The following is a 17470-nucleotide window of genomic DNA, read 5'->3' as shown; positions in this document are numbered from 1 at the left end:
AATTAATTAGTATCAAATGCACATCTAAAACCTACATAGATTGCATAAAAATCTGAGGGTTTATATTGTGCTCCACTTTTTGAAGTCTTTGATCCTCCGTACCACCAAGATGCACCAGCGGTTAAAGAATTTTGGCCTCTTTGATCATCTATCCACTCCCAAACATTGCCCCCCATTGCAACCAGTCCATTTATTCCAACAGGTAAAGTAGTTACATCAACATGCTTATTATAATCTAATAGACCCTGTGAATTCATATTTTTAGCCTCATTACCACTTGGATATTTATAGGTTGTGCCTTTTTTAAATTTATCTGAGTTAAAGTTTTGCGTATACGCTGCAAAAGACCATTCTTTAAAAGTTGGTAATCGTCCACCTACATATTTACAATATTTGTCAGCTTCAAAACGATTAATGTGAACAGCAGGTTCTAACTCTGAAACTGGTTTTTTTCCATAAGGGGTTTGATAATTCCAATTATTTCTTTTTTCCCAGCCAGCACCCCATTCATATCCACCACCTGTTTTTTCTGCCTCAGTAATTATATTGTTTGCTACTGCATATCTTTTAAATTCTTTAATTGTAATTTCATATTTATTTAAAGAAAATTTTTCAAAATCAATTTTTTCATTAACAAACGCATAAGATATGTTTTGATATATAAAAATTAAAAATGTTAGAATTATTTTTTTATAACTATACATTGTAATTTATCTCTAAATTTAATTTCATTTTTAAACTTTAGTCTTATTTCTTCACAACCTTTTTCAATATCTTTTAAATTAAAATCAAGTAGAGTTGAAATATATCTATCTTTAACCATTTTCAAATATTTTTGTTTTTTAATCTTAACTTTATAAATAAATTTTTTACTAATACATTTATTAGTCTTGATTATGAAATTTAAAATTTTCTTATCTTTACTAAGAGACTGCTTCAGTTTTAGGTGCATCTTTTTAAATGTTGGTATTTCATTTGTTACAGGATCTAGAGTAAAAATAAATATTTGTCCTTCAGGTAAAAGATTATTTTTACAAAATTTAATTAGTTTTTTTATTTCACTCATCTTTAACAAGTGAATAGTTTGCTTAATTAGTATTAAATCAAATCTTTTGTTATTTGCTTTAAAAAAGTTAATTCCATCAATTTTTTTGAAGAAAATTTTTTTATCTTTATCTTTATGACTTTCTATATCAATACCAATTGGCCTATTTTTTAATTTTAGTTTAGTAGATAAATTTCCTAAGATTTTTCCTCTGCCACAACCAATATCCAATATTTTTGAATTTGATTTCAGATTAGCATTTTTTATTAAAAATTTATTGAATGAATTAATATAAGCTTTCGATGATAGCCATGTTTTATTGTCCCAATTTTTAATTGCTTTCATAATTTATTTAAAGTTTTTACTAAATAAAGTATTAATAATCTATGAGTCTTGATTATCATATATTTTTAGGTGCAACTGTTGCAGACGCTGCAGCGAGACCTTTGCACTGGGTTTATGATCCAAAAAAATTAAATTCTTATATAAAAAATAAAAAAGAAATTGCTTTTCTTAAAAAAAATAGATGTCCATTTTACAATATCAAAACTGGTAATGTTTCTGGCTATAACGATGTTGGGCAGGTAATGTTTAAGTCTTTAGTTGAGGCTAAAAATCAACCTGAAATTTTAAAAACATTTAAAAAAAACATAATTAAAAATTTTGGGCTTGGCTCAAAATATTGGAAAAATTTAAATCTTAGAAAAAAATATAAAAAAATCAAATGGACTAAGCCAATGACTGGTCCATGGATTCATCAAAATATAATGGAAACAATTAAAAATATTAAGGCTAAAAAAAATATTACTGGAGGAAGAAAAGTTAATGAATCTGATGGGTTTTGTGCAGCACTGCCTTATTATTTATATGACCAAAAAATCTCAAATGTAAAAAAAGTTATTAAAAGTGTAGCGAATACTAAAATCAGTGAACAATATGCTTTAGCAAAATTAGAAATAATAAAACTTGCTGCAGATGGGTCAAAAGATCCAGTGAAATCTTTTGTAAAAAAAAATAACTCTAATAAATATTTCAAAGATGTTGTCTTAAATCTTAGAAAAATTATTAGAGATGCAAAGAAACCTCATATCCAAACTGTAAAGAAATATGGAAAAGCTTGTAGTTATCCAGGTACATTTTTAGGTTCAATTCATGCAATATTAAATTCAAAAAATTACAAATCAGCTGTAATAAAATTAATTAAAGCTGGTGGATGTAATTGTTCTAGAGCAAATTTTGTAGGTGCGTATTTTGCAGCCCTTAACGGATTAAAAGATATCCCAGTTAATTGGATTAAAAAAACTATTCCCGCTAGAAATATATTAAAACATATTTCTTAAATGCAAAAATCATCGATCTCTTACATTTTAAGATTATCGATACCAATTTTTTTCGCAAATTTAGCCATACCTATGGTTGGTATTATTGATACTGCCTTAATGGGAAATCTTGGAAATCTTTCATACTTATCAGCAACATCAGTTGCAGCTAATTTATTTTCAATGATTTTTTGGTCTTTTGGATTCTTAAGAATGGGAACAGTCGGCATGACTTCTCAAGCACATGGGCAAAACAATTATAAAGAAATTTTAAATATTATTTTAAGAAATTTATTATTTGTTTTTACAATTTCATTATTAATTCTTATTACTCAACATTTTATTCTTTATTTAAGTTTAAAAATTTTTGATTTATCTGAGTTAACACAGCAATTCTATACTCAATATTTTAAAATTAGAATTTATTCTGCACCTGGTGAATTAACACTTTATATTATTACTGGATTATTTATAGGTTTACAAAAAACTAAAATCTCTAGTCTTGCAGTAGGTTTTTTTTCAATTTTAAATATCATTTTAAGTATTTTGTTTGTTACAAAATATAATCTTAATATTAAGGGAGTTGCTTATGGAACCTTATATTCTGCAATCATAACTTCGGTAATTTTTTTGATTTATACTTTTTATTATCTTTCAAAATACACTGAATTAAAATTAGATATAAAAGAGTTAGTTGATATTGATAAAATCAAAAATATTTTTAATATCAATTTAAATATATTTATAAGAACTATTTTGCTGACCTTTTCATTTTTGTGGTTCACATATCTTGGAACACAAATAGGTGAAGATTATATAGCTGCAAATACAATCCTAATTAATCTTGTTTTTTTATCAGCATTTATTTTAGATGCTTATGCTTTTTCAACAGAAGGAATGGTTGGTTTCTCATTGGGTAAAAAAGATCTAAGTTTATTTAAAACTATTATCAAGAACTCATTTATTTTGAGTTCTATAACAGGTTTAATAATTTCAATCATTTATCTCTTGGTGAACCAATATGTTATTAATTTAATGTCTGACATTGAGGAAATTAGAGATCTTAGTTCAAAATATGTAATTTGGTTAATTATTTTGCCATTTATTGCATCTTTTTGTTACCAATTTGATGGAATTTTTATTGGCGTTTCTCAAACTAAAGAACTTAGGAATGCAATGATATTATCAGTATTTTGTTATTTGATAATTTCTATTTTCTTAACAAAATATTTTTCAAATACAGGTGTGTGGATTTCGCTTTGTATATTTATGATTTTAAGGGCAACTTCTCTTTATTATTATTTAGATAAGATCTACTTAAGATTTAGCAGAGGCTAATTGTTTCTTATAAATATCTGCTCTTATAGAAACTAAAATAATCAAAATTACCATTGGTATGCATGCTAAATTAATTTCATTCCAGCTAAAGTTTAAAATTGAATAACCAGCTGTTAAACTTGCAATTGCTTGAATTGAAAAAACTAAAACATCGTTAAATCCCTGTACTTTAAACTTTTCACTACTCGTATAACAAAGCACTAACAAACTGGTGCCGCCTATAAATAAAAAATTCCAACCAATTCCAAGCAATACAAGAGCTATTAAATAGTTAAGAAATGTTTGTTCATAAAAACTCAAAAAAATACACAGCAAATATATTACTGCACCAGAATATATTATTGTCGAGTGACCATATTTTTTAATTAATGACCCAGTTATTAATGAAGGTAAAAACATTCCTATTATATGAGATTGGATCACAATACTTGTTGAGCCTAAATTAAATCCATGCATCTTATACATACTAATTGGAGTAGCGGTCATTAAAAAAGACATAATCGAATATGCAAATGCTGCGGTCACTATTGCCTGAAGTATTATAGGATTTTGTAATAGCTCAATATAAGATCTTTGTTTGCCTTTAATATCTTCATTTGTTTTTGGATTCTTTTCTGTTTTATAGAACAATAAAAAAAACACAGGAATTATTGTTAAGGCTGAAAGAGATATGTATGAGCCTGCATAAAGGTGATTTGTGATTATATCTTTTGAAAAATTTGCAACATTTGGACCAATTAAAGCAGATAAAATTGTTGCAAGTAAAAGAATTGATATTGCTTTTGAACTATCATTTTTTTCAACTGTTTCTGCAGCAGCAAATCTATATTGGTGAGTAAATGCTATCCCAGTTCCAATGATAAAACATGAAAAACAAAATAATATAAAATTTTCTGAATAAATTGAAAAAGCTCCAAGTAAAGATGCTAAACTTGTATACGAAGATGATAAAATAAATCCTTTTTTCCTTCCAATCTTACTCATTATTTTTGATGCAAAGATTGTAAATACTGCAGTTCCAACAATTGAAAGAGATGTTGGTAATGTTGCAAGAGAAGCTATTGGAGAAATTTTTAATCCAACAATACCACTTATAAATACTGTTATTGGCGGCGCTGTAAAAGAAAACACCTGACAAATAGTCAGAAGGATTAAATTTTTGTTTATCATCTAATCTTCTACTTCAGACAATAATGATGCATTACCACCCATCGAAGCAGTATTATTAGATATACTTTGTTCGTGACATAATCTTTTTAAATATTCTGGGCCTCCTGCTTTTGGTCCTGTGCCTGATTTTTCATATCCGCCAAAAGGTTGAACACCCACTACTGCACCAATCATGTTTCTATTGATATAAATATTACCAATTTCAGCTTTTTCTACTACTCTATCAATAGTTTTATCTATTCTACTATGTATGCCTAAGGTTAATCCAAATCCAAGATCATTAATATCTTCGATCAATTGATCTAAATTAGAGGCTTTATACTTAAGCATGTGGACTACCGGACCAAATACTTCATTCTTTAAATCTGATAGTTTTTCAATTTCAATTAATGTTGGTGGAATGAAATTACCTTGATTTAAATTTATCTCTGTTTGAAAAACTTTATCAAATTTTTTTATATGATTGTTGATATTTTCATACGCTTCAGTGTCAATTACTGGTCCAATATCAGTTGATAATTCTTCTGGATTACCAACTTTTTGGGTTTTCATTGCTCCAATTAAAGTATCCTTGGTATGTTCGTAAACATTTTCTTCAACACATAGTATTCTGCATGCTGAACATCTTTGACCTGCACTATCAAATCCTGAATTCACCACATCCTTTACAACATGTTCTGTTAAAGCTGAGGTATCAACAATCATACAATTCTGACCACCTGTTTCAGCAATTAAAGTTGGAATATTTTCTTTTTGTTGAAGATTGGATTGAATAATTTTTGCTGTCTCTAAAGAGCCGGTAAAAATAACATTCTTAAGTTTTTTATCATTAATAACTTTTTTTCCAATTAAAGCCCCATCACCTAATAACAATGCTATCGCATTACTTGGTAAACCAGCTTTTAATAAAAGTTTTATAATATAATAAGCTGCAAATGATGACTGCTCAGCTGGCTTGGTAATTACCACATTGCCGGTAATAAGTGCTGCAACAGTTTGACCTATAAAAATTGCAACTGGAAAATTCCAAGGACTTATCACAAAGGAAAGACCTTTTCCTACCATTCTATATTGATTAAGTTCTCCAGTTGGTCCTTTTAATGTTTGAGTTTGAAATAAGTTTAGAGCTTCTTTTGAGTAGTATCTGCAAAAATCAACTGCTTCCCTAATTTCTGCTATTGAATTTTTAATACTTTTGCCAGACTCTTTTGCACAAATTTCAATAATTTCATTAGTATTCTCTTCAATTAAATCTGCAAATTTTAAAAAAATCTCTACTTTTTTTTCAATTGAAAACTTTTTCCATTCAGAAGAATATTCTTTTAAATTGTTAATTGCTGTCTCGGATATCTTTTCATCAGCAAAATATTTTTTTCCTAAAGTAGAAGAGTTATGAGGAGATTTTATATCAATTTCTTTATCTGATTTAATGTCTTCACCGTTAACTAATGAATAAGCTTTAATATCTTTAAACTTTCCATTAAATTGAAGACTTTCCACTACATTTTCTTCGCTTAAATCTAAACCTTTTGAATTTTTACGATCTCCATAAATTTCTATTGGTTTTTTGATTTTATCCTCATCAAGTTTATCTATTTTAACAAGTGGAGATTGAACTAGTTTTGAAATATCAAAATCTTTTGTTTTTAGTTGATGAATAAAAGAAGTGTTAGCACCATTTTCTAATAATCTTCTTACTAGATAAGGCAGTAGATCTTTATAACCACCAACTGGTGCATAAACTCTGCATTTAAAATTTTCATCTTTTTCAAGGTATGAATAAATTTCATCACCCATGCCATGTAATTTTTGAAACTCAAAATCGCGATCATTAAAAAGAGTTTTAATATATGAAATACTATGAGCGTTGTGCGTTGCAAATTGTGAGAAAATATTATCATTTTCATAAAGTTTATGGGCACAGGCTAAATAAGAAATATCTGTAGCAAATTTCTTAGTAAATACAGGGTAGTCTATGAAGCCTTGTTCTTGAGCAATCTTTATTTCTGTATCCCAATAAGCCCCTTTAACCAATCTTATGTTAATCTTTTTATTAACATCACTTAAATATTTCTTAAGCCAATCCAAAACAAAAAAAGCTCTTTTTTGATACGCTTGAACTGCAAATCCAAAACCTTGGTACTTTTCATCAATTAATTTACTTTCAATTATTTCCTTAAATATGAATAAAGATAAATTTAATCTATCTGCTTCTTCAGCATCAAAACAAATATCAACATTATTTTCTCTCCCAAGTTCGGTAAGTTTATAAGCCTTTGGAAAAAGTTCTTTTTTTAATAAATCTAATTTATTTCTCTCATATCTTGGATGTAAAGAAGATAATTTAATAGAAATACTTTTTTTATGAGGATTTTTCCCTTTACCAGTTTCAATTATTGCTTCTTCATATTGTTTATAATATCGATCAGAGTCCTCATAAGTGACTGCAGCTTCACCCAGCATATCAAATGAGAATGTATATTTATCATGCTGTTTCTCATTACTGTAATTAATTGCTTTTTTAATGTCTCTCTCAAAGACAAATTGCTTAGCGAGAATGTTGATTGCTTGTTTGATGGCATTTCTTAGAATTGGACCTGAAAGATTTTTAACAACTTTACCTAAGATATTCTTATTTTCTTCTACTTTTTCTTCAACAATTTTGCCTGTTAATAAAAAAGCTATTGAAGATATGTTTACAAATAAATCTTTATCGTTTTTGATATATTTTTTCCAATCACCTATTGGTATTTTATCTTCTATTAAATCATTAATAGTTTTTGCATCTGGTATTCTTAAAAGAGCTTCAGCTAAACACATCAATACGATGCCTTCATTACTTGTAAGAGAAAACTCGTGAATTAATTTACTAAAAGGACTTCCAGCTTTATAGCTTTGAGCATTTTTAACAATATTTATTGATAAATTATCTATTTGTTTTTGATTAAGCTCTGAAAAATTAGAAACTAAATAATAAAAATGATCTTTAACTAATTTTTTTTGATCTAAATATTTATTGTTGAATATATTTTGCATTGCCTAATGACAGGCTATACCAAATTTTTTTAATCTCCAATAATTATAAGGCCATGGAGTTAAAAAACCTACTATTAGCATTATAGGAACAGCCCACCATGTTAACATGGCTCCACCTGTTAAAAGATAGTCTGTTAAATTCATTGCAATTTCCATACTGACCATTGAGATAAAACTCATTCCTAAGGCAGTTTTTAAAGCATCTTTAAATTTAAAATTTTGTCTGATCAAAATGATAGTTTCCAAAATAATACTTGTGATTAAACCATTAATAATTGCTAAAGTCATAATAGCTAAAACCGGCCATGGAATTTGAGTGATCTGAAAAAATAAAATTGTTCCAAAATCTCCTATTGCACAACCTAATAAACACCATGCAGTATTTATTGCACTTCTTTTCCAAGTATGATTACAAGACCAATTAAAAGTTGCAGCTGTCATTAAGGTTCTAGTTTAAATCTAACCCTTCTTTTTTCCAATTTTCTAATCCACCAATTAGATGACAACAATTAGTAAAATCATAAGATTTAGATATTTGAACTGCTAGAGTTGAACGATGACCGTGTGCACAATAAAAAAGAATTCTTTTATCTTTTAATTTATTCTTATTTTTATCTAAATATTCATACATCGAAGGGAATGGTACTATTTCACTATTTTTGATCATTCCTTCTTTATCAATTTCACTTTGCTCTCTTAAATCTATCAAAATAGCATTTGGATCTTTTTTAATTTTATTAAATTCCGCAGGCTCAATTCCATTATTTACTTTTTGACGATTAAAATCGATACCAAGTTTAAGATTACTTGGTACAGCCACATCCATCATTTTTGGATCTGGTAATTTTAAGTTGTTCATGATCTCAACATACTCATCAACTGATTGTACTTGTAATCTTGGATTAAAATTTTTTTCTTCAATAATTGTACTTACTGTTTCACCTTTATAATCATGACCTGGATAAACCAAAGTTTCTTCAGGAAGTTTTAATAATTTATTAAATATTGAATTATATGAATCTTTTGGATCACCATTTTGAAAATCAGTTCTACCAGTGCCTCTAATCAATAATGCATCTCCAGTAAAAACTCTATCCCCCATTACAAAACTAAAACTTTCAGCTGTATGTCCTGGAGTATAGATTGCTTTTAAATCTATTCCATCAATCTTAATATTTTCTTCATCTGAAACTCGCATTGCAACAACATCTGCAGGAGTTTTGTCACCCATGACTGTTACACAATTTGTCTTATCTCTAAGTTCAGCAATACCTGAAATATGATCTGCATGAATATGTGTATCAATAACTTTAACTAGCTTTAAATCTAATTGATTTAAAAGTTTTATATATTGATCAACATTTTCTAATACCGGATCTATGATTAAAGCCTCACGTCCTCTAGCTGAAGCGATTAGATAAGTATAAGTACTCGAAACTTTATCAAACAGTTGTCTAAAAATCATTTTAAGTTTTAATTGGATTTCCTTTTAACCACTGGCTGTCTTCATTTATATAATGTTCTTTTTTCCAAATTGGAGTCCTTTTTTTTATTTCTTCAATAATATATCTAGATAAAACATATGCTTGGTCTCTATGTTTGCATGCAACAGCAATAATTATGCTCATCTCACCTAACTTTACATATCCTTTAACATGTTCAATAAAAACTGCCTTATCTTGAATATTTAATTTTTGTTCAGTTTCATTGTAGATTTCCTCGAAACTTTTAATAACCATTTCATCATGACTATCATAAGTAATTCCTGTTACTTCTTTATTGTCATTAAGATTTCTTACAGTGCCTGTGAAATATATATTTGCACCAAATTTTGATGAAGCAATAAACTTTTCTGCGTCTGAAATTTTAATCTGTTGTTTTTTGGTATCTACAATTTTGGTATGCAGCATTAACCACCTCCGATTGGAGGGATAATACTAATTTTTTGAGATTTTGTGATCTTATAATTGTCGCTAATGATTTCATTTTCTTCAGAACAAAAAGCAGAATTTTTAACTATTTGTAAAAAGGAATCGTTACCTTTAAATTCTTCATTGAGATAGTTGCTAATAACTTTTCTAAATTCTTTGATTAAAATTGGTTTTTGTATTTCAAAATCTATATGTCCTTTTTCACTAAAATCTCTACTTGCTCCAAATAACTCTAAAACAATTTTCATATTTTTAATTTTGATGAATATTTTAAATCTTCATCGCTAAAATTGTGTTTATTTTCTTTAATAAAATTTTGCATTATTGATATTTTTTCCCCTTCAAACTCAGAGACTTTTCTATCTTTTAAGTTAACATACAAAGCTAAAGCTTCAAAAGTTGCTGATAGTGAGTTATCTTTTTTATTAATCATCTCAAATTTATAATGAAGTCTTTTTTTGTCGTGATTAAAATAAATTAAATTAATATCTACTTCTTCATCAACTTTTAACTCACGTTTGTAGGCTATATTATTTTCAACAATCATTGTACTCATACCAGTATTTTTTGCAGACTCTTCACCCATTTTAAAAATGGTATTTAATTTATCAGCTCCATATCTATCAAATATTAGTAAATAATAAGCTACATTCATATGACCATTATAATCAATCCAATCTTTAATAATCTTTTGAGAACTTAAATTTAATGACATTATTAATTAGAAAATATTTTCTAAAAACTTTGGAAGACCATCTGGATTAGTCCATACTCCACTTTTACCACCCTCTTTAATCAATAATTTCACATTATCAATTTTAAGATGAGGGTTAACAATTTTACTTAGATCGTAAATAGTTGTTAATGCAGCATTCACCCCCATTATCGCCTCCATTTCAACACCCGTTTTTGCTACAGCAGATACAACACAATAAACTTCTAGTGAGTAATCCTCTTCGATTAAAATAATTTTTGTTGCTGTATGATCAATTGGCAATGGGTGACATAAAGGAATAAGTTCACTTGTTTTTTTAACACCCAAAACTGCAGCAACTTCTGCTAATGTCACTGGATCTCCTTTTGGCATTTGTTTATTCTTTATTAAATCAAATACTTCTTTACCCACATAAATTTTTCCATATGCTAAAGCTCTTCTAAATGTTTCTTTCTTAGAAGAAACATCAATCATATTAAAAGAATTTTTTTGAAAAATTTCTTTAGCCCAATCTTGAAGATTTTCTTGCTCAACTACTTTTGGTTTATTCATTAGCCTCCAGTAGTAGATAAATTTTTAGTTAGACCTGTTTCTCCAAGTTCTAAATAATGAGACTCTTTTTTGAAGTTAAGTTGTTTTAAAATTAAATCTTTTAACTCTTCAGTTTGATCATCCTTTTGCATTAAATGTCTGATATTAATTCCAGTATTACCAAACAAACAAAGTCTTAAGTCACCTTTAGCTGTTATTCTTAACCGGTTACAACTTTTACAAAAATCTTTTGAATAAGGTGCTATCACACCAAATTTACCTTTGTAATTAGTATTAATATAATTTTTAGATGGGCCCGCATCTTTTCCAAATGTTTGAAAAATCCAATTTCTTTCATTTAAATAATTAACAAACTTTGAAGAAGGCACATGATATCTATTAAAGTAATCTAAGTTATCTCCAGTTTGCATAAGTTCAATATATCTAAAATCAACTTCGTTTGTTTTTATAAATTCAGCCCATTTCTCAAAATCTTCTTCTTTATCATTTACACCTTTAAGTAAAACAGCATTAATTTTAATATTCTTAAAATTAAGTTCTTGTAATTTTTTTATTCCTTCTAAAATTTCTGGTAAACGATCGTGCCCGGTTATGTTCTTAAAGGTTTCTCTATCTAAACTATCAATACTAATATTAATACCATCTAAGCCACTTTCTTTAATTTTTTGAGCTTTTTTATCCAAGCGATAACCATTTGTAGTGATTACAGTTTTTTTTATTCCTGAATGTTTTTTTATTACTTTTAAAACATCAAAAAAATCTTTTCTAACAGTAGGCTCACCACCAGTTAATCTTATTTTACAAACTCCCAATTCAGATAATGCTTTTGTTAGTCTCTCAATTTCATTGATGTTTAAAAATGTTCTATTATCACTCTTATCTGCCTGATAGCCGTTTGGTAGACAGTAGCCACACTTAAAATTACAAACATCAGTGATTGACATTCTAATGTAAGGAAATCTTCTGCCAAAACTGTCTTGTAACAAACTCATTTATAATTAAACTTATAATAGAATTATTGTTTTATAAACATTATTTATTTTAATCTTATCTAATAAACAACCAAAGGTAGTGTGTCAGATTTATCAAATTGAATTTAGTTGAAGAAATTGTTATTAATATACTCATATTATTTCTGGAGGAAAAAAATGAAAAAAACAAAAAATACACCAAACTTAAATAGAAGAAATTTTTTAGCTGGAACAGCTTCAGTAGCTGGTTTAGCAGCAACTGCATCTATAGTTCCAATAACTATTGCTAATGCTAATCATAAAGAAGGTAGCAAAGGACTTCCAGATTTTATCAGTTGGAAAAATAGAGATGCATTAATTGTACATTCAGACAAAGGAATTGAAACTCATAGAAGTGCTATTGGCGAAGGTTTAGTTACTCCTAATGCCAATGTTTATATCAGAAATAATATGCCTACTATGAGTGATGCTCAAATAGGTGACAGAAATAATTGGAAAGTTAGTATTGAAGGTGTGAATAATCCAAAAAGCTTCACTCTTGCAGAGTTAAAAGCAATGGGAACAACTACTATGGCTACTGTTTTGCAGTGCTCCGGTAACGGAAGAGGTTTTTTTGAACATAAGCCTAGAGGTTCACAATGGAAAACTGGTGCTGCAGCATGTGTTATGTGGACAGGTATTCCAGTGAAAACTTTAGTAGATGCATGTGGAGGAATTACTAGTGGAACAACATTTATGACTTCAGCTGGTATAGATCATGAACCTACTGGTTTAGATCCTATGAAAGCGATGATTGAAAGATCAGTTCCAAAAGAAGTTTATAAAGATGCTATCTTAGCTTGGGATATGAATGGTGTGCCATTACCGAATTCTCATGGTGGTCCATTAAGAATGATCACTCCAGGATACTTTGGAATTAATAATGTTAAACACTTAGGTAAAGTTTCATTCACTTCTGAGGAGTCACAAGTAAAATATATGAAATCTAGTTACAGAATTTCACCAATTGGCAAAAAAGGTTCTCAATACCCTTCTTGCTGGGAAATGCCTGTGAAATCTTGGATCACTAGACCAACAGATGAAACTGGAACAGTTAAAGCTGGCAAGGTTCAAATAGTTGGTGTTGCAATGGGTGGAACTAGAAAAGTTAGAAGTGTAAAAGTTTCTGTAGATGGAGGTAAATCTTGGAAAAAAGCAAAATTTGTTGGTCCAGATTTAGGGAAATTTGCTTGGAGACAATTTGTTTTTGAAACTACACTTTCTGCCGGTACTTACAACATTGCAAGTTTAGCTTCTAACGGAAGAGACAAACAGCCAGAGCTTAGAATGGAAAATAGAAGAGGTTACGCTCACAATGGTTGGAAAGATCACAGTGTCAACATTACAGTAGTGTAATTATTGCGTTAAGGTTAAATTCTAAATTAATGAAAATATTAAAATTTTTATTAATAAGTCTAGGTATAGCTCTTTTACATATCTCAAGCCTTTTAGCTGATGAAGCTAAAATGGCAAAAGGTTTAGAGATATTCAATGAAACTGCAGGATGTGCGGCGTGTCATGTTTTAAAGGCAGCTGGATCTGAGGGAAATGTTGGTCCTAATTTGGATACCGTTGAAATGACGAATGAATCTCTTACAGAAATGGTGGTTTATGGACTAGGAGTTATGCCTGCATTTGGAGAAGATGAAATTTTGACAAAAGAAGAGATAGATACTGTAGTTTATTACGTGCTTAATTCTGCTGGTAAGTAAATTTATTTAAACTCTTTTTTTACCTTGAACTATTCTATCTAGAAGTAAAGCTACAAAAAGAATTGCAATACCGGCTAAAATACCTTGTCCAACATTAGCATATTGTAAGGCCTCAAGAACATCTTGGCCTAAACCTTTCGCACCAATTAATGATGCAACAACAACCATGGCTAAACTTAACATTACTGTTTGGTTAACACCTGCAAGTATAGTTGGCATTGCAAGCGGAATGTCAACTTTCGTCAACAAGTACCACTTGGAAGCACCATAAGCGATTGCAGCTTCCCGAATATTTTGTGGAACTCCTTTTAAACCCAAAACAGTTAACCTTACAACTGGGGTTCCTCCAAATATCATTGTAATAATTACAGCTGCAACTTTTCCTGTTCCAAAAAAAGCAATCACTGGAATCATAAATACAAATGCAGGCATGGTTTGCATAAAGTCCATGATGGGTCTTATAAATGCATAAAACCTGGGTCTGGTTGAACAATAAATTCCAAGTGGAATACCAATAACAATACTTAATAAGGCTGCTGTTCCAAGTAAAGCTAGAGTTGTCATTGCTTTTATCCAAAAACCTAAAAAACCCATGTATGCTAGAAAAGCTCCAGAATATATTGCAGCACGTGGACCTGCGGATAGACCTGTTAATAAAACAATTGAACTTATAATTACAATCCAAGGAGTTTTTACAAACAATAATTCCAACGAGTCTAAAACAGATCTAATTCCAAAAGTAATAGCATCAAATATTCGATCACCTTTAATGACGGCATAGTCAAATGCACCTTCAACACCAGCAATTGATTTTAATCTTATATCAGGATGAGTGGGGAAATCCTTCATTACATCCATAAAGTTAGGAAAACTATAATGAATAGTTGAAAAAATTATAATCACCAAAGCAAAAACTACACTCAAAATTATATTATTTAATTTCATACCAGGTCTTATTGATTTGTCAGATAACCATTCTGAATATCTTTTTTCTAAGATTGTGTTAGCTGACATTGATTGAATTACTCTAATAACAATAAATAAAATTATTCCTGAAATAGCAATCCAAACACCTGATGCTTCAATTCTTTGTGCTTCAGCAACATACCCTGCTATAGAGTCTTCTAAAGATTTAATTGTCCTTTGAAACATTTCAACTTTATCAGAATTTTGCTCTATGGCTGCTTCTAGTTGTTTTTGCCTAAAGTCAATTGTGGACTGGATTTGATCTATCTTTTTATAAGCTTCTGCGCTTATATTTCCAAAAAAACCTCTAACAATTTGCGTGATTGCAAAAGTTTCAATAATTAAAAAAGCCAAAGCCCAATTCCAAAGATTTCTAAAACTATACCAAAGAGAACCTAATAAAAATGCACTTTTATTAAATGAAATAACATATTTCGAACTGTTACCGATTTTATTGAATTCTGTTATGTAATATTTAGAGCTAGTTTGAACAAAATTTGTTATTTGTTCATCATTTGAAATTTCTATTTCTTTTCTACTACTCATCTTGACCCTCGACTACCGAAGTTAAAAGATCTTTTTGTGATATTGCTCCAATCAAATTTCCAGAATTATCTTTAATGACAATTGGCGCGTTATTAGAAACAGATTTTTCAATAAGATTAGTTAATAAATCATTTTCTTTCATTTCAATTGCATTAGATGGTAATGGTCCATTTTCTTTTTCAAATTGATCTTTTGATTTCATAATTGTTTTTGCCTCAACTACTTTCAGTCTTGAAATTCCCTTAACAAAGTCTGCAACATAATTATCAGCTGGGTTCATAACAATTTGTTCTGGTGTTCCAATTTGTATTACCATTCCATCTCTCATTATTGCAATTCTGTGACCAACTTTTACAGCTTCATCAAGATCGTGAGTAATAAAAACAGTTGTCTTTTTCATTTGTTTTGAAAGATTGATAAATTCAATTTGTAATTGTCTACGAATTAAAGGATCTAATGCAGAAAATGGCTCATCCATTAATAACACTTCTGGATTTGCTGCTAATGCTCTAGCTAATCCAACACGTTGTTGCATTCCTCCTGATAATTCATGAGCAAACTTATTTCCCCATCCTTGCAGCTCAACAATATCTAAAATTTTATTAGCTTGTTCGTATCTTTGATTTTTATTTACACCCCTTATTTCCATTGGCATTGCAATATTGTCAATTACTGATCTATGAGGCATTAAAGCAAAATTTTGAAATACCATTCCAATCTTTTTATTTCTAAATTCTTGCAAACTTTCTTTTTCTAATCCCATAACATCTTGGCCATTCACTAATATTTGACCAGATGTTGGTTCTAATAATCTATTAATATGTCTGACTAATGTTGATTTACCACTTCCAGATAATCCCATTACACAAAAAATTTCACCAGGATTAACATCAAAAGAAACATCAGATACACCAATTACTGAGTTAAATTTTTCAAGCGCCTCAGTTTTCGAAATTTTTTGATTTTGTATAGCATCTAGAGCTTCTGCAGAAGTATTACCAAATACTTTCCAAACATTTTTAATTTGTATATCGCAACCTAAGCTTTGTGATGACATAATCTTTATTGAATACCTGGCAGAAATTATCTGCCAGGTAGAAATTTAATGATTGTTTTTTATAAACCTAACCAACCATCAACTGTTTTTGAATTTTCACTCATCCATTGTCTTGCAACTTCACCTGGATCTCTTTTTTGTACTGATACTTCGTACGCCATCCATGATACATCGTCAGCTGTAAGTTGGAAATTATTGAAAAATTCAACAATTGCTGGTGATTGTTTTTCTAAAGAAGTAGCCCATCCAATTTGGATTTGTTTCAAAGCATCTTTAGATGCAACATAAGATTTTTTATACCAATCAGGGTCTGCTTTTGGTTGTATCATCTTATATTTTGCAGGATCATACTTTGGTTCTTCTAACATAACTACGTCAGCCATTCCCCAGATTGCATGAGGTTTGTAACAATAAAATGCGTAACCTTCCCCTTTTTTAATTGAGTCTAGTACTCTTGCATTTTTAACTGCTTCTGCAGCTCTTATTGGCTCAATTCCAGCATCAAGTAATTTGTAATCTCTAATTTTTACTTCATTAACATTTGCTGAAGCCCAACCATCTGCACCAATCCAAAACTCACCTTTACCATTGCCATCGCTATCCATTGCTTTAACAACCTCTGGTCTTCCAAGATCAAAAATTGAAGTGATGTTCATTTTTTTTGCAAAAGCTTGTGACACACAATAACCTTGATTACCTTCATATGGCTTACTGCTTAATTTTAAAGTTCCTTTTGGAACTAAATCATTTGTGTAAGCTTCTTGGTTTGGTAACCAAATATCAGGGTGCACATCGATTTCACCTTTACCTCTGTCGATTGCAGCATAAATAGAAGTGTTATTACCAGGAACAATTTCTACTTCACCACCCATTTTATCAGATACTACTGCAGCTAATAAATTTGCAATTGCAGTAGCACCAGTCCAACCTGGATCTCCAATTTTTACTTTCTCTGCAAAACTTGAGACAGATACAAAAATCGAAATTAATCCAGCAACTAATGTACTTTTTAATATTCTCATTATTACCTCTCGTTAAAATTAATTTAAAAATTCTAACATTTTATTTTAACA

The 17470-nt window shown here is 29.4% G+C and carries 18 protein-coding genes; 4 read left to right on the top strand and 14 right to left on the bottom strand.

Going from position 1 to position 17470, the window contains the following annotated elements:
- Positions 1-2 precede the first annotated feature (2 nt).
- A complete protein-coding gene (locus tag ACTTAU_RS03525; protein ID WP_438305497.1) occupies positions 3-704 on the bottom strand; it encodes a formylglycine-generating enzyme family protein in 702 nt (233 codons plus the stop codon).
- Positions 683-1390 (bottom strand): methyltransferase domain-containing protein, encoded by a 708-nt coding sequence (locus ACTTAU_RS03520; RefSeq protein WP_438305499.1) that lies wholly within the window; start codon positions 1388-1390, stop codon positions 683-685. Before ACTTAU_RS03520 ends, ACTTAU_RS03525 begins: the two co-directional genes overlap by 22 nt.
- Positions 1391-1431: 41 nt before the next feature.
- On the opposite strand from ACTTAU_RS03520, the gene ACTTAU_RS03515 reads away from it, so the two are divergent.
- Complete coding sequence (locus ACTTAU_RS03515; protein WP_438305501.1) at positions 1432-2385, top strand: ADP-ribosylglycohydrolase family protein; 954 nt, start codon at positions 1432-1434, stop codon at positions 2383-2385.
- On the top strand, positions 2386-3702 hold the full coding sequence (locus ACTTAU_RS03510) for an MATE family efflux transporter (RefSeq protein WP_438305503.1): 1317 nt from the start codon (positions 2386-2388) through the stop codon (positions 3700-3702).
- Here ACTTAU_RS03510 and ACTTAU_RS03505 read toward each other — a convergent pair.
- From ACTTAU_RS03505 to moaA, 9 genes are read right to left on the bottom strand one after another with little or no spacing between them, the layout of a single operon-like run.
- Positions 3682-4872 (bottom strand): MFS transporter, encoded by a 1191-nt coding sequence (locus tag ACTTAU_RS03505; RefSeq protein WP_438305505.1) that lies wholly within the window; start codon positions 4870-4872, stop codon positions 3682-3684. The genes ACTTAU_RS03510 and ACTTAU_RS03505 overlap by 21 nt on opposite strands.
- A complete protein-coding gene (gene putA / locus ACTTAU_RS03500; protein WP_438305506.1) occupies positions 4873-7908 on the bottom strand; it encodes a bifunctional proline dehydrogenase/L-glutamate gamma-semialdehyde dehydrogenase PutA in 3036 nt (1011 codons plus the stop codon).
- Between the two features lie 3 nt (positions 7909-7911).
- Positions 7912-8349: a DUF4396 domain-containing protein gene (locus tag ACTTAU_RS03495; RefSeq protein WP_438305509.1), complete on the bottom strand. Its 438-nt coding sequence runs from the start codon at positions 8347-8349 to the stop codon at positions 7912-7914.
- A gap of 7 nt (positions 8350-8356) precedes the next feature.
- A complete protein-coding gene (locus tag ACTTAU_RS03490) occupies positions 8357-9373 on the bottom strand; it encodes an MBL fold metallo-hydrolase (RefSeq protein WP_438305511.1) in 1017 nt (338 codons plus the stop codon).
- 1 nt (position 9374) lies between these two features.
- On the bottom strand, positions 9375-9818 hold the full coding sequence (locus tag ACTTAU_RS03485) for a molybdopterin synthase catalytic subunit (protein WP_438305512.1): 444 nt from the start codon (positions 9816-9818) through the stop codon (positions 9375-9377).
- Positions 9818-10087 (bottom strand): molybdopterin biosynthesis protein MoeD, encoded by a 270-nt coding sequence (locus ACTTAU_RS03480; protein ID WP_438305513.1) that lies wholly within the window; start codon positions 10085-10087, stop codon positions 9818-9820. The genes ACTTAU_RS03485 and ACTTAU_RS03480 overlap by 1 nt, the downstream gene beginning before the upstream one ends.
- Complete coding sequence (locus ACTTAU_RS03475) at positions 10084-10554, bottom strand: thioesterase family protein (RefSeq protein ID WP_085114080.1); 471 nt, start codon at positions 10552-10554, stop codon at positions 10084-10086. Before ACTTAU_RS03475 ends, ACTTAU_RS03480 begins: the two co-directional genes overlap by 4 nt.
- A gap of 6 nt (positions 10555-10560) precedes the next feature.
- On the bottom strand, positions 10561-11106 hold the full coding sequence (moaC, locus tag ACTTAU_RS03470; RefSeq protein WP_438305515.1) for a cyclic pyranopterin monophosphate synthase MoaC: 546 nt from the start codon (positions 11104-11106) through the stop codon (positions 10561-10563).
- Positions 11106-12098 (bottom strand): GTP 3',8-cyclase MoaA, encoded by a 993-nt coding sequence (gene moaA, locus ACTTAU_RS03465; protein WP_438305518.1) that lies wholly within the window; start codon positions 12096-12098, stop codon positions 11106-11108. The genes moaC and moaA overlap by 1 nt, the downstream gene beginning before the upstream one ends.
- Positions 12099-12254: 156 nt before the next feature.
- On the opposite strand from moaA, the gene ACTTAU_RS03460 reads away from it, so the two are divergent.
- Both ACTTAU_RS03460 and ACTTAU_RS03455 read left to right on the top strand, forming a co-directional pair.
- Positions 12255-13472 carry a molybdopterin-dependent oxidoreductase gene (locus ACTTAU_RS03460; protein ID WP_438305519.1) on the top strand — a complete coding sequence of 406 codons (1218 nt, stop codon included), beginning with the start codon at positions 12255-12257 and terminating at the stop codon, positions 13470-13472.
- A gap of 29 nt (positions 13473-13501) precedes the next feature.
- A complete protein-coding gene (locus ACTTAU_RS03455; protein WP_438305520.1) occupies positions 13502-13828 on the top strand; it encodes a c-type cytochrome in 327 nt (108 codons plus the stop codon).
- A gap of 6 nt (positions 13829-13834) precedes the next feature.
- Here the strand turns inward: ACTTAU_RS03455 and ACTTAU_RS03450 are convergent, their stop codons facing one another.
- The 3 genes from ACTTAU_RS03450 to ACTTAU_RS03440 are packed head-to-tail and all read right to left on the bottom strand — an operon-like array spanning position 13835 to position 17419.
- A complete protein-coding gene (locus ACTTAU_RS03450) occupies positions 13835-15340 on the bottom strand; it encodes an ABC transporter permease (protein WP_438305522.1) in 1506 nt (501 codons plus the stop codon).
- A complete protein-coding gene (locus ACTTAU_RS03445) occupies positions 15333-16397 on the bottom strand; it encodes a quaternary amine ABC transporter ATP-binding protein (RefSeq protein WP_438305524.1) in 1065 nt (354 codons plus the stop codon). The genes ACTTAU_RS03450 and ACTTAU_RS03445 overlap by 8 nt, the downstream gene beginning before the upstream one ends.
- A gap of 59 nt (positions 16398-16456) precedes the next feature.
- On the bottom strand, positions 16457-17419 hold the full coding sequence (locus ACTTAU_RS03440) for an ABC transporter substrate-binding protein (RefSeq protein ID WP_438305525.1): 963 nt from the start codon (positions 17417-17419) through the stop codon (positions 16457-16459).
- Positions 17420-17470 lie beyond the last annotated feature (51 nt).

The organism is Candidatus Pelagibacter sp. HIMB1505 (assembly GCF_052047915.1).
Classification (GTDB): Bacteria; Pseudomonadota; Alphaproteobacteria; order Pelagibacterales; family Pelagibacteraceae; genus Pelagibacter; species Pelagibacter communis_A.
Note: the sequence above shows the minus strand (reverse complement) of the source record. Positions and strands in the feature narration are given on the sequence as shown.